The 26256-nt window shown below is 61.7% G+C and carries 23 protein-coding genes and 1 tRNA gene; 10 read left to right on the forward strand and 14 right to left on the reverse strand.

All coding sequences use genetic code 11. From position 1 onward, the window contains the following. Positions 1–224 precede the first annotated feature (224 nt). The 7 genes from CKW29_RS14720 to CKW29_RS14750 form a co-directional block, all read right to left on the reverse strand. Positions 225–1745 (reverse strand): hypothetical protein, encoded by a 1521-nt coding sequence (locus CKW29_RS14720; RefSeq protein ID WP_095077330.1) that lies wholly within the window; start codon positions 1743–1745, stop codon positions 225–227. Then, the gene (locus tag CKW29_RS14725; RefSeq protein ID WP_218192187.1) at positions 1723–2712 is read right to left on the reverse strand and encodes a hypothetical protein; all 990 of its coding nucleotides are present in this window, start codon (positions 2710–2712) and stop codon (positions 1723–1725) included. Before CKW29_RS14725 ends, CKW29_RS14720 begins: the two co-directional genes overlap by 23 nt. A gap of 462 nt (positions 2713–3174) precedes the next feature. Next, positions 3175–3248 (reverse strand) — tRNA-Cys (locus tag CKW29_RS14730). A 240-nt stretch (positions 3249–3488) separates the two neighbouring features. Continuing rightward, positions 3489–4835, reverse strand: a complete 1347-nt coding sequence (locus CKW29_RS14735; RefSeq protein WP_095148782.1) for a glutamine synthetase family protein — start codon at positions 4833–4835, stop codon at positions 3489–3491. Positions 4836–4858: 23 nt separating this feature from the next. Beyond that, the gene (locus CKW29_RS14740) at positions 4859–5416 is read right to left on the reverse strand and encodes a helix-turn-helix domain-containing protein (RefSeq protein ID WP_095083345.1); all 558 of its coding nucleotides are present in this window, start codon (positions 5414–5416) and stop codon (positions 4859–4861) included. Positions 5417–5441: 25 nt separating this feature from the next. Beyond that, entirely contained in the window at positions 5442–6731 is a 1290-nt protein-coding gene (locus CKW29_RS14745) for an FAD-binding oxidoreductase (RefSeq protein WP_095148753.1), read from the reverse strand. Between the two features lie 120 nt (positions 6732–6851). Then, positions 6852–7877, reverse strand: a complete 1026-nt coding sequence (locus CKW29_RS14750; RefSeq protein ID WP_095148754.1) for an AraC family transcriptional regulator — start codon at positions 7875–7877, stop codon at positions 6852–6854. Positions 7878–8089: 212 nt separating this feature from the next. Here CKW29_RS14750 and CKW29_RS14755 point away from each other — a divergent pair, with 212 nt between their 5' ends. The 3 genes from CKW29_RS14755 to CKW29_RS14765 are packed head-to-tail and all read left to right on the forward strand — an operon-like array spanning position 8090 to position 10740. Further along, positions 8090–9274, forward strand: coding sequence for an acetyl-CoA C-acyltransferase family protein (locus CKW29_RS14755; RefSeq protein WP_095146381.1), 1185 nt, complete (start codon positions 8090–8092; stop codon positions 9272–9274). 10 nt (positions 9275–9284) lie between these two features. Continuing rightward, positions 9285–10136: a 3-hydroxybutyryl-CoA dehydrogenase gene (locus tag CKW29_RS14760; RefSeq protein ID WP_095148755.1), complete on the forward strand. Its 852-nt coding sequence runs from the start codon at positions 9285–9287 to the stop codon at positions 10134–10136. After that, a complete protein-coding gene (locus CKW29_RS14765) occupies positions 10129–10740 on the forward strand; it encodes a TetR/AcrR family transcriptional regulator (RefSeq protein WP_095148756.1) in 612 nt (203 codons plus the stop codon). Before CKW29_RS14760 ends, CKW29_RS14765 begins: the two co-directional genes overlap by 8 nt. A 71-nt stretch (positions 10741–10811) precedes the next feature. On the opposite strand, the gene CKW29_RS14770 is transcribed toward CKW29_RS14765, so the two are convergent. Then, on the reverse strand, positions 10812–12269 hold the full coding sequence (locus CKW29_RS14770) for an MFS transporter (protein ID WP_371850794.1): 1458 nt from the start codon (positions 12267–12269) through the stop codon (positions 10812–10814). A gap of 129 nt (positions 12270–12398) precedes the next feature. On the opposite strand from CKW29_RS14770, the gene CKW29_RS14775 reads away from it, so the two are divergent. The 7 genes from CKW29_RS14775 to CKW29_RS14805 all read left to right on the forward strand — a co-directional run bounded on the left by CKW29_RS14775 (position 12399) and on the right by CKW29_RS14805 (position 19956). Continuing rightward, positions 12399–13316, forward strand: coding sequence for a LysR family transcriptional regulator (locus CKW29_RS14775; RefSeq protein ID WP_095148758.1), 918 nt, complete (start codon positions 12399–12401; stop codon positions 13314–13316). 150 nt (positions 13317–13466) lie between these two features. Then, positions 13467–14315, forward strand: a complete 849-nt coding sequence (locus tag CKW29_RS14780; RefSeq protein ID WP_095148783.1) for a LuxR family transcriptional regulator — start codon at positions 13467–13469, stop codon at positions 14313–14315. A 100-nt stretch (positions 14316–14415) separates the two neighbouring features. Next, positions 14416–15531 (forward strand): ABC transporter ATP-binding protein, encoded by a 1116-nt coding sequence (locus CKW29_RS14785; protein ID WP_095146375.1) that lies wholly within the window; start codon positions 14416–14418, stop codon positions 15529–15531. A gap of 39 nt (positions 15532–15570) precedes the next feature. Beyond that, positions 15571–16713 carry a PotD/PotF family extracellular solute-binding protein gene (locus CKW29_RS14790; protein ID WP_095148759.1) on the forward strand — a complete coding sequence of 381 codons (1143 nt, stop codon included), beginning with the start codon at positions 15571–15573 and terminating at the stop codon, positions 16711–16713. Positions 16714–16744: 31 nt separating this feature from the next. Then, complete coding sequence (locus CKW29_RS14795; protein WP_095148760.1) at positions 16745–17662, forward strand: ABC transporter permease; 918 nt, start codon at positions 16745–16747, stop codon at positions 17660–17662. Position 17663: 1 nt separating this feature from the next. Continuing rightward, entirely contained in the window at positions 17664–18491 is an 828-nt protein-coding gene (locus tag CKW29_RS14800; RefSeq protein WP_095148761.1) for an ABC transporter permease, read from the forward strand. Next, positions 18484–19956, forward strand: a complete 1473-nt coding sequence (locus CKW29_RS14805; protein WP_095146371.1) for an aldehyde dehydrogenase family protein — start codon at positions 18484–18486, stop codon at positions 19954–19956. Before CKW29_RS14800 ends, CKW29_RS14805 begins: the two co-directional genes overlap by 8 nt. Before the next feature lie 51 nt (positions 19957–20007). Here CKW29_RS14805 and CKW29_RS14810 read toward each other — a convergent pair whose 3' ends face one another. The 6 genes from CKW29_RS14810 to CKW29_RS14835 form a co-directional block, all read right to left on the reverse strand. After that, entirely contained in the window at positions 20008–21222 is a 1215-nt protein-coding gene (locus tag CKW29_RS14810; RefSeq protein ID WP_256584918.1) for an OprD family porin, read from the reverse strand. Between the two features lie 198 nt (positions 21223–21420). Beyond that, entirely contained in the window at positions 21421–22425 is a 1005-nt protein-coding gene (locus CKW29_RS14815; protein WP_095146369.1) for a branched-chain amino acid ABC transporter permease, read from the reverse strand. 2 nt (positions 22426–22427) lie between these two features. Then, positions 22428–23315: a branched-chain amino acid ABC transporter permease gene (locus CKW29_RS14820; RefSeq protein ID WP_095146368.1), complete on the reverse strand. Its 888-nt coding sequence runs from the start codon at positions 23313–23315 to the stop codon at positions 22428–22430. Positions 23316–23387: 72 nt separating this feature from the next. Continuing rightward, positions 23388–24602: an ABC transporter substrate-binding protein gene (locus tag CKW29_RS14825; protein WP_095146367.1), complete on the reverse strand. Its 1215-nt coding sequence runs from the start codon at positions 24600–24602 to the stop codon at positions 23388–23390. Positions 24603–24711: 109 nt separating this feature from the next. Next, positions 24712–25434: an ABC transporter ATP-binding protein gene (locus CKW29_RS14830; RefSeq protein WP_095148763.1), complete on the reverse strand. Its 723-nt coding sequence runs from the start codon at positions 25432–25434 to the stop codon at positions 24712–24714. Further along, on the reverse strand, positions 25431–26207 hold the full coding sequence (locus CKW29_RS14835; RefSeq protein WP_095148764.1) for an ABC transporter ATP-binding protein: 777 nt from the start codon (positions 26205–26207) through the stop codon (positions 25431–25433). Before CKW29_RS14835 ends, CKW29_RS14830 begins: the two co-directional genes overlap by 4 nt. Positions 26208–26256 lie beyond the last annotated feature (49 nt).

Genomic DNA, 26256 nt, shown 5'->3' on the forward strand with positions numbered 1-26256 from the left:
ATCTGGCACGATTAGTAGTTCCATATGGATGGACGTAAATCAAATCTTGTAGGCGAGACGTAAAACCCTGAATCGCCCTCAAAATCGTAGACACATCTGAATGACAGCTGTGGGTCGTTTTTAGCCGGTCGCGGCAGGTAGAAAACGGCCAAAAGCCGCCGATCAATAGGGGCGGCTTTGACCTATAGCAGACAGAGAACAATGTCCACAGACTCAGAGGGGATTCAAGGCCTCGCTGGAACTTCACTAGACTCAGCAGAGATCGGGAGCGGTGAGATCCAATCCTTGCGAAACGGGACGGGGGCAGAGAGCGGTACATTCAGTCTCTGCAATTGCTCATTCAGTTGGATGACGACGGCAGTATTGCTTTCATTTCTTTTTGATTCTGAATGATCGGGTTTGGGGCCGTTTACTTTAGGTTCACTAACAAAGCTGAATATCGATACACCAACAAACATTACTATCACGGCCCCCATTCCAATCATCGCTGAGTATTTGAAGACTTGCTCAGATTTTTCGGCCGGTGCTGCTACCATCTTGTTGTATTCGTCCTGTGGTAGGAAACGGTAGAGTTTTGGTTGCCAGTCCTTCCGAAGTCCGCGCTGTAAACTTATGAAGCTCCACCCGGAGTAGACGATCATCCCGATGTACCCAGTTGCTATCAACATCACCATGCTGATTAACCAAGGATTGATGTCAGTGCTCAGCCTCGCGGCCACTAGACCTACGCCTACGGCCAAGGCCCCTGAAACAGCTGTTATCGTTTGTCTTGTTGCGTCAGTAGCTTTAGCGGTTTCTTCGGTGATTGCTTTGCGCAGATCGCCTAGCGACTTAAGAGTGTCTTTGCCTAAGTCTGACAGCGACATTTGATACGCGATCTTTGCACTTTCCAGCGCTGTTGAGAGATTGGCTTTTAAGTAATCAGCGGCAGGGCCATTCTCACGCCCTGAACGGGCAATTTCCATCGCTAACAAGCTATGTTTGACTTCCGCTTCGCGGCTATTTTCATAAACCCAATGAGCGGCTGTTTGGAGATGCAGAAAAGCATCTACACCAAATTCTTGTATAGTAGTTGTAGTGGATTTTGGGGGTTGTAAAACCAGCTTTGGCGCCCCCTTGAATATTAGTGAATGACTATCTGGATCGATCTCATTCGCGAGAGTGTGCACTATTGCATCAAACGCCTTTACACCCCATGTTTTATGGAATGGCTGATCTAAATCAAACTGCGATTGATCTAGAAGGAGCCATGGGCGAATGTCTCCTGGGACGATCTTCAAAGAGCCTGATTCCCTTACGAGAGCCCTGGGAGACTTAGTCGTAGGAGAAACCGTAACTGCCGTAACTGCTTCGGGGAGCGTCCAGCCGGTATATATGCGAACCTGAGTAAACAGCGGTTTCGAGAGACCAGCGATCCGCCAGCGTTTTGCGTCGTGTCCTTTCTCCAGCCAGTGTAAAATGCCAACTGAGGTAAGAATATCTAGTGTCTCTTCGGGGCGATCTGGTTTCCGAATTGTTACGCGGAAAGGCTCGAAATCCTCAACAATATTACTTGGCTCAGTTGGTGTTTGCTCCTCATCAAATGCGGAGCACCCCCAACCGAGCCCCAAGCAAGTAGCGAGAATTTCAAGGGTCGCGTCCGCACACAGATTCGAGACTGTGATGCTCTCATCACTCTCATTGATATGCGCGTTAGCCTGAGCAGCGAGTACATCAAGTTGTTCAGCGAGGGTTGTCAGAGACAAGTTTGTCTTCCGTGATTGCCTGAGTATCAATCGTAATCAATTCCCCACCTTTAGCCTTAGGCTCGCGAGTGACTGTCATCCCAGCATCGTCTGGGTACAGAACTGTGACGCCTTCGGTGGTTCGGATCCTACGCATTGGAGGCCGCCCTAGGATTGCTTGATCGGAAGGAAACACCAAATTTTCAATTCTAGCGGAACGAATTTTTCGGCGTGTTGCATTCTGCAATCTTGTAATTACCTTTTCATCGGTAGGGTTTCCCGCTGCCAACAGGACAGCATCAATGATCGCATCTTCATTGATTTCTCGACGTTGAGCTAAGGAATTTTTGGCTACGGAAAAAGCTCTTGGAACTGTATCTCCCAAGTCGGCTTTACAAGAAGTTAAGGTTTCGCGTAACAGACTAACGACCTTAGTATTAAGCTCTTGATCAGACATACTACGGACCACATCGAGAAAGTTGGCAAAGTAATCAACGATCTCAGGAGCTTTTTTCATTCTATCTCGGGCGGACACTAGGGTTTCCGCTACACCGTTTACAACCCTCACCAAGGAGGACTTCTGAATAGCTTTCTTATCAGCGACAAATGCATGAACAATGCGTCGAAGCAGGCCGCCGTCTTCCGCAGGGGCCTGCTCTATAGCCTCGCTGTAGTCATATTTGATCATGCTATAGAGTTTCGTACTCTCATCACCACCGGACAACTCGAAGATAAATAATGCACCGTCGCGGCTGCTATTAACGTGCCAACGAGAAAAAGTAGCGGAGAGACTCTGAGTTCCTCTCTCAAAATTTTCGGCTCCCGTAGCAATTTTTTCTAGTTGAGCCTTGGTAGCTGACGTCTCCCTGAAGCTATAGATTGCATCCGCATCGGTATCGAGTATTCGTGCGATGAAAAACTCTTCATGCTCGACTTGGCGTACGGACTCCGGGGTAAATTCTTCTCCACCGACTACGTGCAGGATCATATTTGTGATCCTCAGGTCAGCCGTCTCTCCATCTGTAAAGAAACCCACCGCTCTCTCCCTAACTCGCAAATATCTTGTTGGACGGGCGTGATCCCAGTCCTAGACACCTCTGCAATTGGGCAATTACTCGGTGTAAAGGATCAAGATATTAGTCACGAATTGTCAGCATACGGTTGCCCCTTGGCAATGGCAATTAGCCTTGTCTGAATGAGCACAGGGAAATTGAGATTGAGGCGCGGTCTCCAGCTCCTACTCTGAGTAACGGGATGTGTAAATCCCCCCACGTTTTTTTTGACAGCTTTGAACGTCTGCTATTGGCCGATTGCAACCTGTCATCACTCTGACCACAGGTGCTCCCATCGTTAGCAGTTGCGGAACACTGCCCGAAAATTACAGAACACTTCACTTTCCTGAGGGCAATAAAAAACCCCGTAGATCATTGATCTGCGGGGTTTTTAAAAGTGGAGGCCGAGGTCGGAATCGAACCGGCGTAGGTGGATTTGCAATCCACTGCATAACCATTTTGCTACTCGGCCTCAAATGTCAGATGCCCTAAAAGCAACATCAAACACATACAAACTGGAGAGGGAATCTAGATTTGCATCTACTTCCAACCCTTTGAAATCTAAAGGGTTTTTCTCGTTCCCTAATCAGGAATGGACGCAATTCTGGACTGCTTCTCTGGGCATGTCAAGAACGGGAAGTAAAAAATCTCCAACCCGGTCAACACTATGGTTCGGCCATGGTGGCCGAACCACAGTTCACTCCGGCGTTCGCTAGAGGTACCAGCGATATTCCCGGGCGGTGATTTCCTGTTGGAAGGCCAGGTGGTCCTGGCGCTTGTTCTCGCAGTAGACGTCGACGAACTCGGCCCCCAAGCCTTGGCGCAGCTGCGGTTGGTGTTGCATGGCACGTACGGCTTCGAGCATTTCCAGGGGGAAGTCGATGCCGCTGTTACGGTCTTCGTTGAGGGGTGGGATCGGTTCGCGGCCGGCTTCCAGGCCCTGCTCCAGTCCGACCAGGATCGCCGCCAACACCAGGTAGGGGTTGGCGTCGGCGCCGGCCAGGCGGTGTTCGATGCGCAGGTTTTTGCTGTCCGACTCGGGGATGCGTACGCAGGCGTCGCGGTCTTCGAAGCCCCAGCTGGCCTGGGTTGCCGCGTTCACGGTGCCGCCCAGGCGGCGGAAGGCGTTCTGGTTCGGGGCGAAGATCGGCATGCAGTGGGGCAACAGCTCCAGGCAGCCGGCCACGGCATGGCGCAGGGCCTGTTGCTGGTTGGCGGCCAACAGGTTCTGGCCTTCGCCATCGTAGAGGCTGACGTGCACGTGCATGCCGCTGCCCGGGTGCTGCAGGTAGGGCTTGGCCATGAAGCTGGCGCGATAGCCGTGCTTGAGGGCGACGCCCCGGGTGCTGCGGCAGAACAGTGCGGCCCAGTCCGCGGCTTGCAGGCCATCATTGAGGTGGCCGAAGTTGATCTCGAACTGGCCGGGCCCAAGCTCCGCGGTGATCACCGTGGTGTCGACGCCCTGGGCGCGCGCGGCCTCGACCATTTCGTCGAGGACCGGAGCAAACCGTGACAGGCGCTCGATGTGCATGTTCGGCTGGTCGTCGGCATCGTCGGTCAGAGGGTCGCGGGGGAACTGCGGCTGGCCGTCACGCAGTTGCTTGTCGAACAGATAGAACTCCAGTTCGAACGCCACCACCGGGTGAATGCCTTTGCGCCGCATGCGCTCCAGCACTTGTGCCAGCACTTCGCGGGGTTCGAACTCGATGGGGTTTTCGGTGCCGTCGGAGGTGATCAGCATCTGCCCGATCGGCTGCGCTTCCCAGGTCACCGGCTTGAGGGTGCCCGGTACCAGGCGCCGCACCGCGTCCGGGTCGCCGTCGTGGAAGCAGTAGTCGCCGATTTTGAACAGCCCGCCCTGCACCCCCAGCAGCACGCAGTTCTGCGGCAACTTGAGGGCACTGCCGGCCGCCACTTTTTCGAGCATCTCGATCGGGTAGCGCTTGCCGTAGAAATGCCCGGGAATGTCCAGGGAGATGAGGTCGACGTAGCGCACCTCAGGGTAGCGTTGGCGGAAAACACGTACTTCAGCCAGCAGGTCGGAACAGGTAGCGTCCATCATCAAAGTTTCCTGTGTTGTCATCAGGTGTAAACCCACAGCACGCGGGTGAGTTGGTCGGTGAGGTTGCCGTAGCGACAGCGGGTATGGCTGTCGAGTTGAAAGCTGTCGCCGACCACCAGGGTCACCGGCTCGTCGTCTTCGTCCAGCCACAGCGTCAGTTCGCCTTCGAGCACGTAGCCGCCCTGCTCCGAGCTGTCGCTCAAGTGCCGCTCGCCACTGCTGGCACCGGCTTCCAGGCGGCTTTCGAGCATGGAGAACGAGGCCCTGATTTTCGGTGAAACGAGGATGTCGGTAATGCCATTGGCGTAGTACAGCGTGCGGCGCTCGTCGGGCCGGGTCACCCAGGGCAGCACCTTGGGCTTGGGCAAGCTGTAGAAGTAGGTAGTGGGCACGCCCAGGGTCTCGCTGATGGCCGTCAGGTCCGCCACCGTGGGCCGTGACAGACCGCGCTCGACTTGCGACAGGAAGCCCACGGATCGGTCGATTTTGTCGGCCAGTTCCTTGAGGGTGTACTTCTTGTGCTTGCGCAGGTCGTGGATGAGGATCGCCAGTGCGGCGATTTCTTCTTGCTTGTTCATGCCAGGGTTTCCCAAAGAGAATTCATCAAATGCTGTCACGCAGGCGGTACCACGCCTTGCCGATGGCTTCCAGGGGCGCCGCCAGGTATTGGCCACCGGGGAAACGCTCATTGTTCAGGCCCTGGTACAAGGCCAGCCCATCCGCGTCACCGAGGATTGCGTCGGACACCGCACGGGCAGCGGCCAGGGTCGGCAGCACGCCATGCCCGGAATAGCCCTGCAGCCAATAGAGATCGCCCCGCCGGCCGATATCGGGCGTGCGTTTGAGGGTCAGGTCGATATGCCCGCCCCAGGCGAATTCCAGTTCGCCCCCCTTGAGCTGGGGGAACACTCGCTCGAGAAACGGCCGGGTCGCCGCGGCGATGTCCCGGGGCATGCCCCCCAAGTAGGTGCAGCCGCCACCGAACAGCAGGCGGTTGTCCGGTGTGCGGCGGAAGTAGTCGAGCACGAACTGGTTATCGGTGACGCAGACGTTGCCCGGGAGCAAGGCGCTGGCCTGCCCGGCGGGCAGCGGCACGGTGGCCACCTGGTAGGTACCCACCGGCAGGACACGGCTGGCCAGTTGCGGATCGAGCTGGTCGAGGTAGGCATTGCACGCCAGCACCAGCACGTCCGCCCGGAGACTCCCGCGCTCGGTGGTGACCCGGTACTCACCGCCCTCCTCTCGATAACTCAGGGCTTTGCTCTGCTCAAAGATGCGCCCGCCCGCGCGCTCGATGGCCGCGGCCAGGCCCAGGGCCAGTTTCAGTGGGTTGAGGTGCCCGCCTTCGGGGTCATAGAGCCCCGCCTGATAGCGGTCGCTGGCGACCCATTGGGGCAACTGGTCGCGAGGGATGAACTGCAGCCCATCGTAGCCCCACTTGTGACTGGCCTCATGCTGCCACTGGGTGAGCAGCCTGACCCGGCGCGGCATGACCGAGGTCCACAGATGACCGGGGCGATAATCGCAATCAAAACCATGGCGGGCCGGCAGCTCGCGCAATTCCTGCGCGGCCCAGCACATGCTGTCCCACAGCCGGCGCGCACGCTCATACCCGAGCGCGGCCTCCAGAGGGGGCATGTCACACGACCAACCGAGTATTGCCTGCCCGCCATTGCGCCCCGATGCGGCCCAGGCCACACGACTGGCCTCCAGCAGCGTCACCCGCTTGCCCGCCAGGGCCAGGCGCAGGGCCGTGTGCAAGCCACTGAAGCCGGCCCCGATGATCACAACCTCGGTACGGTGCTCGCCCTCGAGCGCCCCACGCTCCAGCAAACGCTCCGCACAACTGTGGGCGTAATAGCTGGCGACATGCTGGGTGGACTGCTGGAACATAGGGGCACCATGAAATTATGTTTTTATAATTTCATGAAAAACTACAGTATAAATTTCACGTACGCAATCCACCCCGGCATCGAGCACCTTCAATGGGGGTTTACCCGACGGCTTGCCGACTCATTCGTGGTCGGGCGACTTGCCCTGGAACCGCGCCCGGTAACGCCCCGGGCTCTCACCCGTCCACTTCTTGAAGGCACGATGGAAGGCGCTGGGTTCCTGAAAGCCGATCTGCTCGGCAATCGCGGTGATGCTCGCCGGGGTCCGGCGCAGTTGCTCGATCGCCACCGCGCGGCGCACCTCGTCCTTGATTTCCTGGTACGAGCCGCCTTCGCGCTCCAGCCTGCGCCGCACGGTACTGGGGCTCAGGTGCTGTTCCTCGGCGAACGCCTGCAAGGTCGGCCATTGGCTGTAGTGGCTGTTGCGCAACCGCTGATGAACCTGAGAGGCCAGGCCATGCTGATTGCGGAAGCGGATCACCAGCCATTGCGGCGCGGTGCGCAAAAACGACTTGAGCGAGGCCAGGTCCTGCACCACCGGCAAGTGCAGAAAACGGCTGTCGAATTCGATTTCGGTACGCTCGGCACCAAAGGTCAGGTTGTTGCCCCAGAGCAACGCATCGTCACTCAGGGACAGACGCGGATGACGAAAGTCCGCGCGGTCGATGGGAATCCGCCGCCCACCCAGCCAGCACAGCAGGCTGATCATCAACACCAGGAAGGTCTCTTCGGCGAAACGCGCCACTTCATCGTCGCGGGCCTGGGTCTGCACGCTGATCACCGCGCGCTTGCCGCGCACCGTCAAGGTGCCGCGAAAGTCGCGCAGGAACAGGCCGAAGTTGACCAGGCACTGGCGCATGGCTTTTTCCAGCGTCGGCTCCTGGATCAGCGCGCGGCAGATCAAGGCGAAACTGCCGGGGGGCATGCCGTGGGAGTCGAGCCCGAAGAATTCGTCGTTCAATTCGCGGATCTGTGCCAGCCACAAGGCGGCAAAGGCGCTGGCGGGCACCCGCGCGGCCGGCTGGTCGATCAGGGCCGGATCGATGCCGGCGACTTCGAGTACAGACCGCAGGCGCTGCGGCTGGTCACGCAGCGCATGGATCATCGGGTACATGAAGTAGACCGCCACCGAATCCGTTTCCCGCATGTGTTCCTCTCTGGCTCATCATCCAAACATGGCAAAAAACGCCACCACCCTTGCACAGTTTTGGCATAGGCCACTGACGTGCCTGACTCTAGACTCGCGGCCATATCAACCGGCACTGCAGCGCAGCCCGCCAGACGTCGCCCATAGTACGCGAGCGGCTGGCGGTCCACGATGTTTAGCCAACGAATTGAAGACGTACCGAGGAATCCACCATGAACCCTTCCGATATTTTTGTAGTCAGCGCCGTCCGTTCTGCCATTGGCGCCTTTGGTGGCTCGCTCAAGGACGTTTCGCCCATCGACCTGGGCACCGCCGTCAGCCGCGCCGCCATCGAGCGCTCGGGCCTGGCACCGGAACTCATCGGCCACGTGGTCATGGGCCATGTGATTCCGACCGAAACCCGCGACGCCTACGTGTCCCGGGCCGTGGCGATCAATGCCGGCCTGACCAAGGAAACCCCGGCGTTCAACGTCAACCGCCTGTGCGGTTCCGGCCTGCAGGCCATTGTCAGTGCCGCCCAGAGCCTGATGCTCGGCGATGCCGATGCGGCACTGGCCGGTGGTGTCGAATCCATGAGCCGCGGCGCGTACATCCTGCCGCAGGCACGCTGGGGTGCGCGGATGGGCGACATGCAGGCCGTCGACTACATGCTCGGCGCCTTGCACGATCCGTTCGCCGGCATTCACATGGGCATCACCGCGGAAAACATCGCCGAACACTACGGCATTACCCGCCAGGCCCAGGACCAACTGGCGCTGGTCAGCCAGCAGCGTGCTGCACGAGCCATTGCCGAAGGACGTTTCGAAGGGCAGATCGTGCCGATTGAAATCGCCACCCGCAAAGGCACAGTGACCTTCGCCACCGACGAACACGTGCGCACCGATGCCAGCCTGGAGCAACTGGAGCGCATGAAACCTGCGTTCAAGAAAGACGGCAGCGTCACCGCAGGCAACGCCTCCGGCCTGAACGACGGCGCCGGCGCGCTGGTCCTGGCCACCGGCAAGATGGTGATGGAGCAAGGCCTCAAGCCCCTGGCCCGCCTGGTGAGCTATGCCCACGCGGGTGTCGAGCCGTCGATGATGGGCCTGGGGCCGATTCCCGCCACCCGCCTGGCGCTCAAGCGCGCCGGCCTGACCGTCGCCGACCTGGATGTGATCGAGTCCAACGAAGCCTTCGCTGCGCAAGCCTGCGCCGTTGCCCAGGAACTGGGCTTCGACCCGGAGAAGGTCAACCCGAACGGTTCCGGTATCTCCCTGGGTCACCCGGTGGGTGCAACCGGCGCGATCATCGCCACCAAGGCCATCCACGAACTGCATCGCAGCCAGGGCCGCTATGCGCTGGCGACCATGTGCATTGGCGGCGGCCAGGGCATTGCCGTGCTGTTCGAACGCGTTTAAGGACATGAGCATGAATCTGCAGCACATCGGCGTGATTGGCGCCGGCACCATGGGCAACGGCATCGCGCAGGTCTGCGCGCTGGCCGGCTTCAACGTGACCTTGCTGGACATCAGCGAGAGCGCCTTGCAGAAGGCGCTGGCCACCGTGGGCAAAAACCTCGACCGGCAGGTGGCCAAAGGCACGCTGAGCGAAGGGCAGAAACTCGCGGCCCTGGACAAGATCCGCACCGACACCGACTACGGCAGCCTGCACGGTGCGCAAATGGTGATCGAGGCCGCCACCGAAAACTTCGACCTGAAGCTGCGCGTGCTGCAACAGATCGCCGCCCAGGTCAGCAGCGACTGCGTGATTGCCTCCAACACCTCGTCGCTGTCCATCACCGAGTTGGCGGCCAGCGTCAGCGAGCCGGGGCGGTTCATTGGCTTGCACTTCTTCAACCCGGTGCCGGTCATGGCGCTGATCGAAGTGATTCGCGGCCTGCAAACCAGCGACGCGACCCACGCCCTGGCCCTGGAAATGGCCAAGGCCCTGGGCAAGACCGCCATCACCGCCGGCAATCGCCCGGGCTTCGTGGTGAACCGGATCCTGGTGCCGATGATCAACGAAGCCATCCAGGTGCTCGATGAAGGCCTGGCCAGCGCCGAAGACATCGATGCCGGCATGCGCCTGGGCTGCAACCAGCCCATCGGACCGCTGGCACTGGCCGACCTGATCGGCCTGGACACCTTGCTGGCGATCATGCAGGCGTTCTACGACGGCTTCAACGACAGCAAGTACCGCCCTGCCCCGCTGCTCAAGGAAATGGTTGCCGCGGGCTATCTGGGACGCAAGACCGGTCGTGGTTTCCATCGCTATGACTGATCGCTGCTCACGCTTTGCCGAGAGCCGGGACAAGGCCCTGGAGCTGTTCGCCAGCAAGGGGTTCGGCCAGGTCGGCATGCGTGAGCTGGCAACGTACCTGGGGCTTACCCCAGGTTCGTTGTATCACCATTTCCCCAGCAAGCAGCACTTGCTGCTGGACCTGATCGAGGAGTTCTACGAGGAACTGCTGACCACCCTCAGCCGCCTCGAGCGGCAACCCCGGGACCCGCGCGACAGCCTGCACGCCCTCATCCAGGCCCACCTGAGCCTGCATCAGGAGATGCCCTGCCACTACCGCCTGGTGGAACGCGACAGCAGTTGCCTGAACGAGGATCAGCAAGCCCGCGTCCAGCAGTTGCAGGAACGCTATGAGCAGCATCTGATGCGCCTGCTCTGCACCACCCAGCGCCTGCCCGACCTCCGCTCACAGGCCACCGGACACGCCATCGCCAACCTGCTCAACGGTGCGCCCAACTGGCTGGCGCAGCACCCGCTGGAAACCTGGGAACGCAACCGTCTGCTGGAAAGCCTGATGGTCGGTGCCATTGAACGCGTGCTGTGGGATGACGCCCAGATGGCCGCTGTTCAGGCCAACGTTGCCTGAGTAACTCCACCCCCGCCGCAAGCCTCTTTCACCTGCATCGCCCCATCACCACCCACTCGATTCGAAGTCGGTCAACGCCCCGTATCGCCTGCTTCCGAGCCCCTGAAGTGCCGCGCCAGCACCTGACTGGCACCGGCAATGACCAACGCGACCATGATCAACACGACGGCAACCGCAAAGGTGATCTGCATGCCGGTCCCAATGGCCTGCGGCTGAGCACGGGTGAGGTCGGACACCCCCGAGCCCAGGGCGAACACCGCCCCCATGAACGCCGCCCCGGTGATCAGCCCAAGGTTGCGTGACAGACTGAGCAACCCGGCGATCACACCCCGCTGCTGCGCACTCACGCCGTCCATAATCAAGGTGTTGTTGGCCGTCTGGAATAACGCATAACTGGCGGTCAGGCCCATCATCGGCACGACATAGCCGGCGATCCCCAGATGGGCCGGCAGCATCGCCAGCGCACTCGCGGCAAGGGCCATGGACACGAGCCCGAACACCGTCACCCGGCGGGCACCGAAACGGTCGACGATGCGGCCGGCCGGTACCCCGGTCAGCGCCGCGACGCAGGGGCCCGCCGACAGGACCAGCCCGACCGCCAGGGCATCGAGCCCCAGCCCACGGGCGAGGTAAAACGGCCCGACCACCAGGGTCGACATGATCACCGTCGAGACCAGCAGGCTCATGGCAAGGCCCGCGCTCAAGGACCGATTGCGCAACAGCGCCAGGCAAACCAGCGGTGCTTCACCCCGTGACTCGACCCAGGCAAAGAGCCCGACGCCACAGGCGGCCGCCAGCAGCAGAATGCCATTGAGCGCGCCGAAGTGGCCCTGGCCGAGGGTCATGGCCAGCGCATACGCGGCGAGCGTGAGCGCCAGCACCAGCGTGCCTACGGCATCAAAAGCGGCTTTGTTGCGTGGTGTGCGTGGACGGTCCACGGGCAAGTATCGCCAGGCAAGCAATAGACTGATGATGCCCAGCGGCACATTGACCAGAAAGATCGCCTGCCAGCCGACACTGGCGATCAACACCCCGCCCAGGGACGGCCCCAACGTCGTGCCGAGCGCCGACATCGACCCCAGCAAGCCCATGGCCCTGCCCGTTCGGGCCTGGGGCACGGTGTCAGCGACCAAGGCCACGGTCAGGGCCATCATGATCGCGGCACCAAGGCCCTGCACGGCGCGGGCAGCAATCAGCCAGCCGAGCGTCGACGCCAGGCCGCACGCCAGTGAAGCGCCGGTGAAGATGCCGATCCCAACCAGCAGCAAGCGCCGGCGCCCTACCAGATCACCGAGCCGGCCGACACTGACAATCAAGGTGGTGATGGCCAGCAGGTAGGCCAGGACAATCCATTGCACCTGGGCAAAGGACGCGTCGAACGCCCGGGCCAGGGTCGGCAAGCCGGCATGGGCGATGCTGGTATCCAGTGACGGCAACACCATCGACAGCGACAGACTGGCGAGCGCCCACCGGGCAGCAGGTGTCGGCTTCGCGCCTTCAGCGGTATTGGCCTGGGTCATGGCATTCATGGTTAGTGGCTCCAGAAAAGTCGTGATCCAGAGCCTATGCCGGTTGCTGGCAAGGCGGAAGACGCAGCATTTGCACTCAATACCTGCACCAGACGCCATGCCAGGGTCCGGCCGTGCTACCGTACAAGCATGTCGACGCCCGATCTGAACTTACTGATTACCCTGGATGCGCTGCTCGCCGAAGGCAGTGTCGCGCGCGCGGCCCAGCGGCTGCACCTGAGCCCCTCGGCGATGAGCCGGGCGCTGGCGCGATTGCGCAGCACCACCGGCGACCCGCTGCTGGTCAGGGCCGGACGCAGCCTGGTGCCAACCCCGCGTGCCATCGCCTTGCGCGAACAGGTCCGGCAACTGGTGCACGACGCCGAAGCGGTGCTGCGTCCGGCCGAACAGCTGGACCTTGGGCAACTGGTTCGCACCTTCACCCTGCGCACCAGCGACGGTTTCGTGGAAAATTTCGGCCCTGGCCTGATCGCTCGCCTGCGCGCCGAAGCCCCCGGCGTACGCCTGTTTTTCCTGCAGAAACTCGACAAGGACAGCGCGCCGCTGCGCGACGGCAGCGTCGACCTGGAAACCGGCGTGGTCAGCGAGTCGACCAGCCCGGAGCTGCGTAGCCGGGCCCTGTTCGAGGATCGATTCATTGGCGTGGTGAACAGTGCCCATCCCTTGAGTCAGGGCGAAATCACCCCGGCCCGGTATGGGGCCGGCCAGCACATCCTGGTGTCGCGCCGGGGCTTGGCCAAGGGCCTGCTGGACGAGCGATTCCAGTCCCTGGGGCTGACACGGGACATCGTCACCCTGGTCAGTGGCTTTTCGGCCGCGCTGGCACTGGCGCGGGCTTCGGACCTGATCGCCACCGTCCCCGAACGCCACACCCACCACCTGCGTGCCGGCCTGTACAGCTTCGTGCTGCCGCTGCCGGTGCCCCCGATCACCCTGTCGATGATCTGGCACCCACGGATGGACGCCGATCCCGCCCACCGCTGGTTGCGCGAGTGCATTCGCCAGGAGTGCGCCCACGTGCTCAGCCAACCGGCAGCCGAGTTCTGATACCTCGGCTGTAGCCGTCGGTAACATCGCGCCCCATCCAGGTGCGCCCGGACACCGAAGCCCCCTTGCTCTATCCGTCAAGCAAGAGGGCCCCGGCGCCGTGGCGTATTTTGTGCATGTCTTGGCGACTCCATTATGTTCGAAGCTCCCATGCGCCCCAAGGAACTGAAACTCTGGACCACCGGTGTCGCCCACCTGCTGGACCTGCCCGCCGGGCACCCACGGCTGGCGGGCTTGAGCCACTGGTTGCGGCAGGTGTGCCCGGTCGATCATTTCGTGTTGTTCGTCTACGAAGGCAACCACCGCCCCCTGGCCCTGTTCGATACCTTCCCCGCCGACAAGCGCGCGGTGTATGTCGATGACTATCAGTGCGGGCCCTATCTGCTCGACCCCTTCTACCTCGCCTGCACCCGCCGGCAGGCGCCTGGCCTGTGGCGCCTGCGCCAGTTCGCGCCCGACCATTTCTACCTCGGCGAGTATTACCTGACCTATTACCAGCAAACCGGCCTGGCCGAAGAAGTGGCGTTTTTCGTCGACCTGGGCGACGGTGCCATGGCGGTGCTCTCGCTGATGCGCTCCAGCGCCAACTGCGCCTTCAGCCGCGATGAAATGCAGTTGATCGAGTGTGCCCAGGCCGTGGTCGAACAGGTCATCGGTGAAGCCTGGCACCAGCGCCAGGCCCAGCAACCACGCCCGGCCCAGGACCTGGACTTCAAGATCCGCGAAGCCTTCGACCAGTTCGGCGCACACACCCTCACCGGCCGCGAACAGGAAATCGTACGGCTGCTGTTGCGCGGCCACTCCAGCGCCTCGGTGGCCGAACAACTGACCATCAGTCCCGGCACGGTGAAGATCCACCGCAAGAACATCTACGCCAAGCTCGGCATCGGCAGCCAGTCCGAACTGCTGGGGCTGTTCATCCGCGAGCTCACTGAGGATCAGTTGCAAGCTTCAAGCTACAAGCTGCAAGAAGATCGCAGCCGTACCATCAGCGTGTAGCTGCCCCTATCCTATCCCCCAAGGGATATATACACGGCAAAACCCCCGTTGCTAGTTTGGCCCTCGACGCACTGATGCATCACTGCAAGGGAGCCGGACCGTGAACGACAGCCAGCCAAGCGATATCGAATTCTGCAATGTGGTCAAGCGCTATGGCGAGGTGCCGGCCGTCGATGGCCTGAACTTCACCGTGCGGCGGGGCTCGTTCCATTCCTTCCTTGGCGGTTCGGGCTGCGGCAAGACCACCACCCTGCGCATGATCGCCGGCTTCGAGCAGCCCACCAGCGGTGAGGTGCGCCTGGCCGGTAAAAACGTCGCCGGAGTGCCTGCCTTCGAACGCCCGGTGAACATGGTGTTCCAGCATTACGCCCTGTTCCCGCACCTGACGGTGGCCCAGAACATCGCCTACGGCCTGCGTTATCGCACTCCACGGCCGGACAAGAACACCCAGGCGCGCATGGCCGATGAGGCCCTGGAAATGGTGCGCCTGAGCGGCTTCGGCCAGCGCAAGCCGAGTGAGCTGTCCGGCGGTCAACAACAGCGCGTGGCCCTGGCCCGGGCGCTGGTCAACAAGCCCACGGTATTGCTGCTCGACGAGCCGCTGGCGGCCCTCGACCGCAAGCTGCGCAAGGAAATGCAGTCCGAGTTGCTGCGCCTGCAGCGGGAGGTCGGCATCACCTTCGTGCTGGTCACCCACGACCAGGAAGAAGCGTTGTCGATGAGCGACAGCATCAGCGTGATGCACAACGGTTCAATCATCCAGACCGCCACCCCCGAACAACTCTATGAAGCCCCGGCCAGTCGCTACGTGGCCGACTTTATCGGTGAATCGAATCTGTTCAACGGCACGGTACACCGGCTGCACGGCAACTCGGTGGTGTTGCGCACCGCCCAGGGCCTGGAGCTGACCAGCCCGCTGACACCCACCGGTAAACCCCTGAGCGCTGACGCCGACGGCTGCATCGCCGTGCGCCCGGAGCTGATCAGCATCGCCGGCGCCAACACCGACATGACCCGCGAAGTGACCCTGCAAGGCTGCGTGGAGGACCGCATCTACCTGGGCAACTCCACCGAATACCGGGTGCGCACCCGGGCCTTTGGCGTGGTCTGCGTGCGGGTGCCGCGCCAGCAGGATCACGGCGCCAACGTATTCGAACACGGCGCTGCGGTCAGCGTCGGCTGGGATCACGCCAATGGCTTGGCCATGGCGTTGTAAATCATCGATTCGTTTCATCAACCGGATGTGGAGCGTGCCATGGACCAGAAGACGTTTATCAAAACCCTGCGCAGCTGGCAGAACGGCTCGATCAGCCGCCGTGAATTCCTCGGCCGCACGGGCCTGGGCATTGCCGCGGCAGTGGTCGCCAGCAACCTGCCGGGCCTGCTGACCTCAACCGCCGAGGCGGCCGAGTCGACCAAGCTCGGCGATCGCCTGTCCCTGGCCACTTGGCCGAACTATCACAGTCAGGAGAACCTCGACGCCTTCGCCAAAACCACCGGCGCCCGGGTCTCCATGAGCGTGTTCGGTTCCAACGAAGAAATGCTCGCCAAACTCCAGGCCGGCGGCAGTGGCTGGGACGTGCTGGTGCCGACCAACTACACCATCAGTACCTATGTCGGCCTGGGCCTGATCGAACCGCTGGACCTGTCGCGCATTCCCAACTTCGATGCCGCCGCCTTCCAGCAGAAGTTCATGGCCCAGGGCACGGTGGACGGCAAGGTCTATGCGGTGCCGAAGAACTGGGGCACCACCGGCATGCTCTACGACAGCGGCAAGCTGAAGAACGGCCCCACCAGCTGGAAGCAATTCTGGGAAGCCGCCCAAGGCCCCGCCAGCGGCCGGGTGATAGTGCATGACTACCAATTGACGGCCATTGGCAACGCCCTGAAAAGCTTCGGCTACAGCTTCAACTCTCTGGACCCGAAAGAACTGGCCGATGCGGAAAAACTGCTGATCCAGGTCAAGCCCCACCTGTTCGCCATCAACTCCGATATCCAGCCCTCGATGCGCAGCGGCGACGCCTGGCTGGCGATGTGCTGGACCGGCGACGCCTCGCAATTGCATCGCGACAACCCGCAGATGCAATTCGAACTGGGCAAGGAAGGCGGCGAGCTGTGGAGCGACTTCTTCGCCATCCCCAAAAGTTCGGAGCACAAGGACGCGGCCTATGCCTTCATCAACTACCTGATGGACCCGCAACACAACAAGCTCGAAGTGTTGAGCCACGGCTACCCCAGCGGTGACAAGCGCGTCGATGCCCTGCTGCCGGTCGCCATGCTCGACGATCCGATCATGTACCCGGCTGCCGAAGCCTTGAGCCCCCTGGAGTTCGGTGCCGCCGCGACACTCACCAGCCCTGCGCGCGCCGAGCTGATGGCCCGCTTCAAGTCCGCCTGATCGCTTTGCCATGGCCCACGAGGAGTCGCCCATGAATGCCGCCACCCACCCGCAGACGGTGCTGCCGGGCAATGCCCTGTCCGCCGGGGCCCGCCCACGGCGCAGCCTCGGTCGGCGGATCACCCTGCTGATGCTGTTGCCCTCGACCCTGTGGTTCCTGCTGCTGTTGCTGATGCCATTGGTGATTATCCTGGTGTTCAGCTTCGGTGAGCGCAGCGCCGTCGGCGGGTATGACGGCGGCTTCACCCTGGGCAACTACCTGAACCTTGGCTCGCGGGCCGCGGCGCTCGGCAACACCTTGTTGCTGGCGCCGCTGGGCACCCTGGTGTGCCTGGTGGCGGCCTACCCGTTGGCGTACTTCCTGGCGGTCAAGGTCAGTCGGAACCGCTCGCTGTTGCTGACACTGGTCATCGTGCCGTTCTGGACCAGCTTCCTGATCCGCACCTATGCCTGGATCTTCATCCTCAGCGGCAAGGGGATTCCGGCGCTGCTGGCCAGCCTGGGCCTTGAGGACGTACGGCTGATCAACACGCCGTGGGCGGTGCTGATCGGCATCGTCTACGGCTACCTGCCGCTGATGGTCTTCCCGATCTACGTCAGCCTGGAAAAACTCGACAAACGCCTGCTCGAAGCCTCCGCCGACCTCGGCGCCAGTGCCTTCGAAAGCTTTCGGCGGATCACCCTGCCGCTGTCCGCGCCGGGAGTCATCACCGGAGTGATGCTGGTGTTCATCCTGCTGATGGGTGAGTTCCTGATCCCGGCCATTCTCGGCGGCGGCAAGGTGTTCTTTGTCGGCAATGCGCTGGTCGACCTGTTCCTGCAATCGCGCAACTGGCCGTTCGGCAGCGCGCTGGCGATGACCCTGGTGGCGATGATGCTGGTGATCATCGGCCTGTATTTGAAGATCGTGGCGCGCTACGGCGGCCGCCCTGCAGACGGAGGCCTGTGACATGTGGCTGCGCAGTTATTCCGCCTCGCTGTACCTGTTCCTCTACGCCCCCATTGCCCTGATCGTGCTGTTCAGCTTCAACGCCGGACGCAGTGGCCTGGCCTTCGAATGCTGCTCGGTGCAATGGTTCGGCCGCGCCTTCGGCAACCCGTTCATCATGGAGGCGCTGGGGCACAGCGCGTTCATTGCCTTCTGTTCGGCGGTGCTGGCCACCCTGTTCGGCACCCTGGCGGTGTTCGGCCTGCAACGGGCCGGGCGCAAAGTGCGCCTGCTGTTCGATGCCCTGACCTACTGCGCGATCATCATCCCCGGCATCGTCATCGGCATCTCGACGCTGATCGCCTTCATCAGCCTGTTCGACCTGATCAACCCGCTGCTGGCCAGTTGGCTGCCGGATATGCCCCGGTTGAACATGGGCTTTTTCACCGTGATCGCCGCCCACTCGCTGTTCACCATGGCCCTGGTGATGGTTATTGTGCGCAGCCGCGTCGACTCCCTGGACAAGGCCTTGCAGGAAGCCTCGGCCGACCTGTACGCGCCGCCCATGGCCACCTTCTGGCGGGTGACCCTGCCGCAGATCAGCCCGGCCATCATGGCCGGCTTCCTGCTGGCGTTCACCTTCAGCTTCGACGATTTCATCATCGCCTTCTTCGTCGCCGGGTCCGAAACGACCTTGCCGATCTACATCTTTTCCTCGATCCGCCGTGGCGTGACGCCAGAGATCAACGCGGTCTCGACCGTGATCATCTGTGTCTCGCTGGCCCTGCTGTTCACTTCCCGCTACCTGCAAAACCGTCGCGCCGGCGGCCAGGAGTCTCACCATGCATGATCAGCTCTACATCAACGGCGAATGGGTCAGCCCGGACCTGGGCGGTTACCTGGAGGTCATCGACCCGGCCACCGGACAGGCCTTTCATCAAGTGGCGGCAGGCACCGAGGAAGACATCGACCACGCTGTGCGGGCGGCCCGACGCGCGTTCGACAACGGCTGGGGCCGGACCTCGGGCGCCGAGCGTGCGCAGTGGCTGGAGGCGCTGGCCGATGAACTGGAAAGTGGCCAGCCGGCACTGGCCGAACTGGAAGTGCGGGACAACGGCAAACCGCTGCCCGAAGCGCAATGGGACATCGGCGATGCGATTGGCTGCTTTCGTTACTACGCCGGCCTTGCCCGTGAACTGGACGAACGCCAGGACCAGCCGCTGGCCCTGCCGGATGCCCGCTTCCGGTGCCGCATCCGTCACGAGCCAATTGGCGTAGCGGGACAGATCATCCCGTGGAACTACCCGCTGTTGATGGCCGCCTGGAAGGTCGCGCCGGCCCTGGCCGCCGGTGCCACGGTGGTGTTGAAACCGTCCGAACTGACGCCCTTGACCGCCCTGGAACTGGCCGCCGCCGCTGATCGCATCGGCCTGCCCGCCGGCGTGCTGAACCTGGTCACCGGCCTTGGCGCCGAGGCCGGCAGCCCACTGACCGAACACCCCGGTGTGGACAAGCTGGCCTTTACCGGCAGTGTGCCGACCGGGGCGAAAATCATGTCGGCGGCTGCCCGAGACATCAAGAACATCAGCCTGGAACTCGGAGGGAAGTCGGCGTTCATCGTGTTCGACGATGCCGATGTCGAGGCGGCCGTGGAATGGATTCTGTTCGGGATCTTCTGGAACCAGGGCCAGGTGTGCAGCGCCACGTCACGCTTGCTGGTGCAAGAGCGCATCGCTGCGCGACTGATCGAACGACTGGTGGAGGAAACGCGCAAGATCACCATCGGCCCGGGCCTGCAGCCCGGCGTACTGCTGGGTCCGCTGGTGAGTCAAAGCCAGTACGACAAGGTGCTGGGGTTCATCGACCAGGGGCTGGCCAGTGGAGCCCAGCTGTTGACCGGTGGCCGCCGTCCGGCCCACCTGCCCCAGGGCTATTTCGTGGAGCCGGCGATCTTCGATGAGCCTGGACACAGCAGCATCCTCTGGCGCGAAGAAGTATTCGGCCCAGTGCTGTGCATCAAGCGTTTCAAGACTGAAGACCAGGCCGTGCAGATGGCCAACGCCAGCCGATTCGGTCTCGCCGCCGCCGTCATGAGCGCCGACCCGCAGCGCACCACACGCATCGCCAACCAGCTACGGGCCGGCATTGTCTGGGTCAACTGCTCGCAGCCGACCTTTGTCGAAGCGCCCTGGGGCGGCATGAAACACAGCGGCATAGGCCGGGAACTGGGCCAGTGGGGGTTGCACAACTACCTGGAGGTCAAGCAGGTGACCGAGTACATCAGTGACCAGCCGTGGGGCTGGTACCTGAAATAACCCGCCCGCCTTCCAGGCCGGCCACGGCGACGGTGGCCGGCCTGTTCGCGCTTACCAGAGTGGCAGGCTGTAGCTGACGATCAAACGGTTCTCGTCGATGTCGCTGGCGAAGCTGGTGCGATACGTCGCATTGCGCCATTTCAAGCCCACGTTTTTCATCGGACCACTCTGGATCACGTAGCCGATGTCGGTGTTGCGCTCCCACTCCTTGCCGTCGCCTGGCGCCGCGCCCAGATTGATCTGGTCACCCTTGACGTAACGGGTCATGAAGGTCAGGCCGGGAATGCCGAGACCGGCAAAGTTGAAGTCGTAACGGGCTTGCCAGGAGCGCTCGTCCTGGTTGGCGAAATCGTTGATCTGCACCAGGTTGACCAGGTAGGGGTCGGCGCCGTTGACGTTGGCAAACCCGGTATCGCCACTCATTTTCTGATAGGTGAGGCCAAAGGCATGGGCCCCCAATGAGTAGGTGAACATGGCGCCGAGCATACGGTTGTCGACGTTGCTGTTGCCGTCGTCGGTCGAATCGGCCCAGCGCAGGTCGGATTTCAGCGACTGCCCCTCCACCACCGGCAACACGTGGGTCAGCGTCAGGTAGTTCTGCTTGTACAGGCCGTCCAGGTTCGCATAGTGATAACCGGTGGTGAGCGCACTGTTCCATTTGTAATCGCCTCCGATGAAGTCGAACTCGTCGGTGGTGGCATTGGCCCCGGTGACGATGTTACGGCGCGGCCCCTTCATGATTGTCATGTCTTCGCGGTTTGACGAGTTGCGCTGGCTGACCTGGGTCAGGCGACCGCCGTTGAACGTGAAGTTTTCCAGGTCCATCGAGTTCAACAAACCGCCCTGGAACGTCTGGGGCAACAGGCGCGAATCGTTGGGCTGCAAGACCGGCAACTTGGGAATCAGGGTGCCCAGCTTGAGGGTCGACTTGGAGACCCGCAGCTTGCCGGTCAGGCCCAGTTCGCTGTAGTCGTCCGGTGCCCTTTTCGATGTTGGACCCTGTGGCAGCAAACCCGTGACACCGGCGCGATCGGGGCTCGAATCGAGCTTGATCCCCAGCAGTCCGAGGGCATCGACCCCCACACCCACGGGGCCTTCGGTGAAACCGGACTCGTAGCGCAGAATGAAACCCTGCGCCCATTCCTCGCCCTTGCTTTGGGGGGCGCCTGACTGGCGGAAGTCCCGGTTCATGTAGAAGTTTCGGGTATCCACACTGGCCTTGCTGTCATCCAGGAATGCGGCTGAAGCCGGAGCACACACCCCCATGACCCCGGCCAGACCAGACAACTGAACAATACGGACAGAACGTATGACGTGCATAAGACTCTCTTTTTATTGTTGTGGGTTAGCACACCCGGGCAAACACCCTGGGCTCCAGACATTACTTGCAAGCAGACAGACGCCACCGCCCGGCGCAAACCTGGATCTGCGCGGTTCACAACGACGGTGGAATCGAATCAGGCCCTAGAAATTGCGGCGACTGAGCTTGAGTACCCAGCCGACGATGCCGACCCGGAACAACAGCACGCAGATGACGAAGATCATCCCCAGGATCACATGCACCCACTCCCCCAACGGTCCGTTGGACAAGTAGCTTTGCAGGGTGACCACCACGGTGGCGCCCACCAGCGGGCCAAGGACCGTGCCGACGCCCCCGAGCAGGGTCATCAGAATCACCTCGCCGGACATGTGCCAGTGCGCGTCCGTCAACGACGCCAACTGGAACACCACGGTCTTGGTCGAACCGGCAAGGCCGGTCAGCGCCGCCGAAATCACGAACGCCAGCAGCTTGTGGGCATCGACGTTGTAACCCAGGGAAATCGCCCGTGGCTCGTTCTCGCGGATCGCCTTGAGTACCTGGCCGTAGGGCGAATGAATGGTGCGCTGGATGACGGCGTAACCGAACACGAACACCGCCAGCACGAAGTAGTACATCGTCAGGTTGTTGCTCAGGTCGAACACCCCGAACAACTGGCCGCGCGGCACGCCGTGCAGGCCGTTCTCACCACCGGTGAACGGCGCCTGTACAAAGATGAAGAACACCAGTTGTGCCAGCGCCAGGGTGATCATCGCGAAGTAGATGCCCTGGCGACGGATCGCCAACAGACCGAACAACAGCCCCAGAACCGCCGAGGTCAGGGTCCCGGCGAGAATCCCCAGTTCAGTCCCCAGGCCACTGTAGTGGCTGAGCAGGAACCCGGTGACATAGCCACCGGTCGCGAGAAACGCGGCATGACCAAAGGACAGCAGTCCGGCGTAGCCCAGCAGCAGGTTGAAGGCACAGGCGAACAGGGCAAAACACAGCAACTTCATCAGGAACACCGGGTACACCGCCATGGGTGCCACCAGCGCGACGGCGAACAGCGCCAGATAGAACCAGCGCTTGCGCCGAACGGCTGCCTGCCGTCGCTCCTGCACCACTTGCGGTTGCAAGTGCACAACACCCTGCTTGATTTCCAGACTTGTCATCTTCATGCCTCCTTTCCGAACAGTCCCACGGGACGTACCAGCAGCACGAGCACCATGACCAGGAACACCACGGTATTGGCCGCTTCTGGATAAAAGACCTTGGTCAGCCCTTCGATCAGGCCCATGGCCAGGCCGGTGACAATGGCCCCCATGATCGACCCCATGCCACCGATCACCACCACGGCGAACACCACGATCAGCAGGTTGGCGCCCATGGTCGGCGTGACCGAATAGATCGGCGCGGCCAGCACACCGGCAAAGGCCGCCAGGGCGGCGCCATAGCCATAGGTCAGGGTGATGAGCAACGGCACGTTGATGCCGAAGGCCTGCATCAGCTTCGGATTCTCGGTACCGGCGCGCAGATAGGAACCCAGGCGGGTGCGCTCGATCATGAACCAGGTGACCAGGCACACCGCCAGCGCGGCCACGATGACCCAGGCGCGGTACGTCGGCAGGAACATGAAGCCGAGGTTGTAGCCGCCCTTGAGTTGCTCCGGCATCGGATAGGGGGATCCGGACACGCCGAACAGTTTGACGAACGAGCCTTCGACGATCAGCGCCAGGCCGAAAGTCAGCAGCAGGCCATACAGGTGATCCTCACCGGCGATGCGCCGCAGCAGGAAGCGCTCGATCAACACGCCGATCACGCCCACCAGCAACGGCGCCAGCACCAGCGCCACCCAATAGTTGACGCCCAGGTAGTTGAGCCCGAGCACTGCGGTGAAGGCGCCGAGCATGTACTGGGCGCCGTGGGCGAAGTTGATGATCCGCAACAGGCCGAAAATGATCGCCAGGCCCAGGCTGAGCAAGGCATAGAACGCACCGTTGATCAGCCCCAGGAGCAACTGCCCGGACAGTACGCTCAGAGGAATACCGAATATCAGAGTCATGAATTACCACTCGCAAAAGTCCGTGACGCCCGGCTGCCAGCAGCCGGGCAAATAACTTCAGTCACGCATCGATCAGCTTTTGGTCAGCAGCTTGCACTTACTTTCGGACACCGGGCGGTAAGCCTCGTCCCCGGGGATGGTGCGTACAATCTTGTACAGGTCCCACTCGCCCTTGGATTCGGCCGGGGTCTTGACCTGGACCAGGTACATGTCATGGACCATGCGGCCATCGGCGCGGACCTTGCCGTTCTTGGCGAACATGTCATTGACCGGCGTCGCCATCATCTGCGTGCGCACGGCCTGCGCCTCGTCGCTGCCCGTGGCCTTGACCGCATTGAGGTAGTTCATGGTGGCCGAATAGATACCCGCCGGCACCATGCCCGGCATCTTGCCGAAACGCTGGTGGTAGCGCTGGGCCCAGGCACGGCTCTCGTCATTCATGTCCCAGTACCACCCCGTGGTCAGCATCAACCCCTGGGTCACGCCCAGCCCCATGGCATGGATGTCGTTGAGAAACACCACCATGCCGGCCAGTTTCTGCCCGGACTGGGCCACCCCGAACTGGCTGGCGGTCATCAACGAGTTGACGGTGTCGGCACCGGCATTGGCGAAGGCGATCACATCCGCCCCCGAGCCCTGGGCCTGCAAGATGTAGGAGGAGAAGTCACTGCTCGGGAACGGGTGCCGAACCTTGCCGACCACCTTGCCGCCATCCGCTTCGACGACCTTGCTGATGTCCGTTTCCATCGCGTGACCGAAGGCATAGTCGGCGGTGAGGATGAACCAGTTCTTGCCGCCGTCGGCGAGCACCGACTTGGCGGTGCCGTTGGCCAGGGCGTAGGAGTCGTAGGTCCAGTGAATGTGATTGGGCGAGCAGTATTCATTGGTCAGGCTGGAGGCCGCTGCGCCGGAAATCAGCGCCAGTTTCCCGGACTGCTCCACCACCTTGCTCGCCGCCAGCACCACCGAGGACGCCACCATGCCGGTGACCATGTCGACATTGCGCTCATCGACCCACTGGCGCACGGTGTTGGCGCCGACATCCGGCTTGTTCAGGTCATCGGCGCTGAACACGACAATCTTCTTGCCATTGACCTGGCCGCCGAAATCTTCAATGGCCATGTTCAACGCTTCCAGGCCACCGGGGCCGGACAGGTCACGGTAGGTCCCCGACATGTCCGCCAGGTAACCGATACGGATTTCGTCGTTACTGATCTCGGCCTGGGCCGCGCTGGCGATCAGGCTGGAGACGAGGATGGCGCTTGCTGTGTGCTGAAAAACCTTCATGTAGTTCACCCACTGTCCGAGTTTATTTTTATTGTTCCAGGCAAAGCGGCCCCGTGCCGTCGGGCTCTGGGCCACGGCGACGTGCGTAGTGCGCGGGGTAAAACGGGGTTCAGACGCCGAGACAGCTGTGCAGCAGTTCCTGCTTGGCGCCCAGTTCGGCGGCGCTGATTTGCTCCACGATCTGGCCGTGTTCCATCAGGTAATGACGGTCGGCCAAGGGCGCGGCGAAACGGAAATTCTGCTCCACCAGAACGATGGTCAGGCCCTTGTGCTTGAGCTTGATCAACACTTCGGCGAGCTTCTGCACGATCACCGGCGCCAGGCCCTCGGTGATCTCGTCCAGCAGCAACAGATTGGCGCCGGTACGCAGGATCCGCGCCATGGCCAGCATCTGCTGCTCACCGCCAGACAGGCGCGTGCCCTGGCTGAAACGGCGCTCGTACAGGTTGGGGAACATCTCGTAGATCTCATCGAGACTCATGCCGTTACTGCGTACCATCGGCGGCAGTAGCAGGTTCTCCTCGACGTTGAGGCTGGCGAAAATGCCCCGCTCTTCCGGGCAATAGCCGACGCCCAGGCGCGGGATCAGGTGCGCGGAAAGGCCGATGGTCTCGTTGCCGTTGACCACGATGGAACCGGTCCGGCGCCCCACCATATTCATGATTGCGCGCAGCGTCGTGGAGCGTCCTGAACCGTTGCGTCCCAGTAGCGTAACCAGTTCGCCGCGCCGTACTTGCAGGTCGATGCCATGCAGGATGTGGGACTCGCCGTAGAAGGCATGCAGGTCTGCGATACGCAGTTGTTCGAATTCCGGGGTCTGCAGGCTGCTCATGCGTGGGCCTCCTCGAGCATGGCGGCTTCGCTGCCCAGGTAGGCTTCGCGCACCTGCGGGTTGGCGGAAACACTGGCGTAGTCACCTTCGGCGAGAATCGCACCACGGGCCAGCACGGTAATGCGGTCGGACAGCTCACTGACCACACTGAGGTTGTGCTCCACCATCAGCACCGTGCGCCCCACTGCCGCGCGGCGTACCAGCTCAATGACCATGTTCACGTCCTCGTGCCCCATGCCCTGGGTCGGTTCGTCGAGCAGCAGCACGCCAGGGTCCAGTGCCAGGGTGGTGGCCAGCTCCAGTGCACGTTTACGGCCGTAGGGCAGTTCGATGGTCTGGGTGTGGGCATAGTCGAGCAGGCCCACCTGATCCAGCATCTGCATGGCCCGTTCGTTGAGTGCGTCGAGACTGCGCTCGGACTTCCAGAAATGGAAAGAGTCGCCCTGCTTGCGCTGCAGCGCCACGCGCACGTTTTCCATCACGCTCATGTGGCCGAACACCGCCGAGATCTGGAATGAACGCACCAGCCCCAGGCCGGCAATCTCGTTGGGTTTGAGGTGGGTGATGGGCTTGCCCAGGTAGAGGATTTCACCTCGGGTGGGGGGGAGAAACTTGGTGAGCAGATTGAAAACCGTCGTTTTGCCGGCGCCGTTAGGTCCGATCAATGCGTGGATGTGTCCCTTCTGCACACGCAGATCAACCGAATCCACGGCGGTAAAGCCGCGAAACTCCTTGGTCAGGCCGCGTGTTTCCAACACAAACTCTGGTGACATGTGGAGCCCTCTAACCTTGATTGTTTTTATTGGTTATGGCGCTGCTGAC

The sequence above is a fragment of the Pseudomonas sp. Irchel s3a18 genome (assembly GCF_900187535.1).
GTDB lineage: Bacteria > Pseudomonadota > Gammaproteobacteria > Pseudomonadales > Pseudomonadaceae > Aquipseudomonas.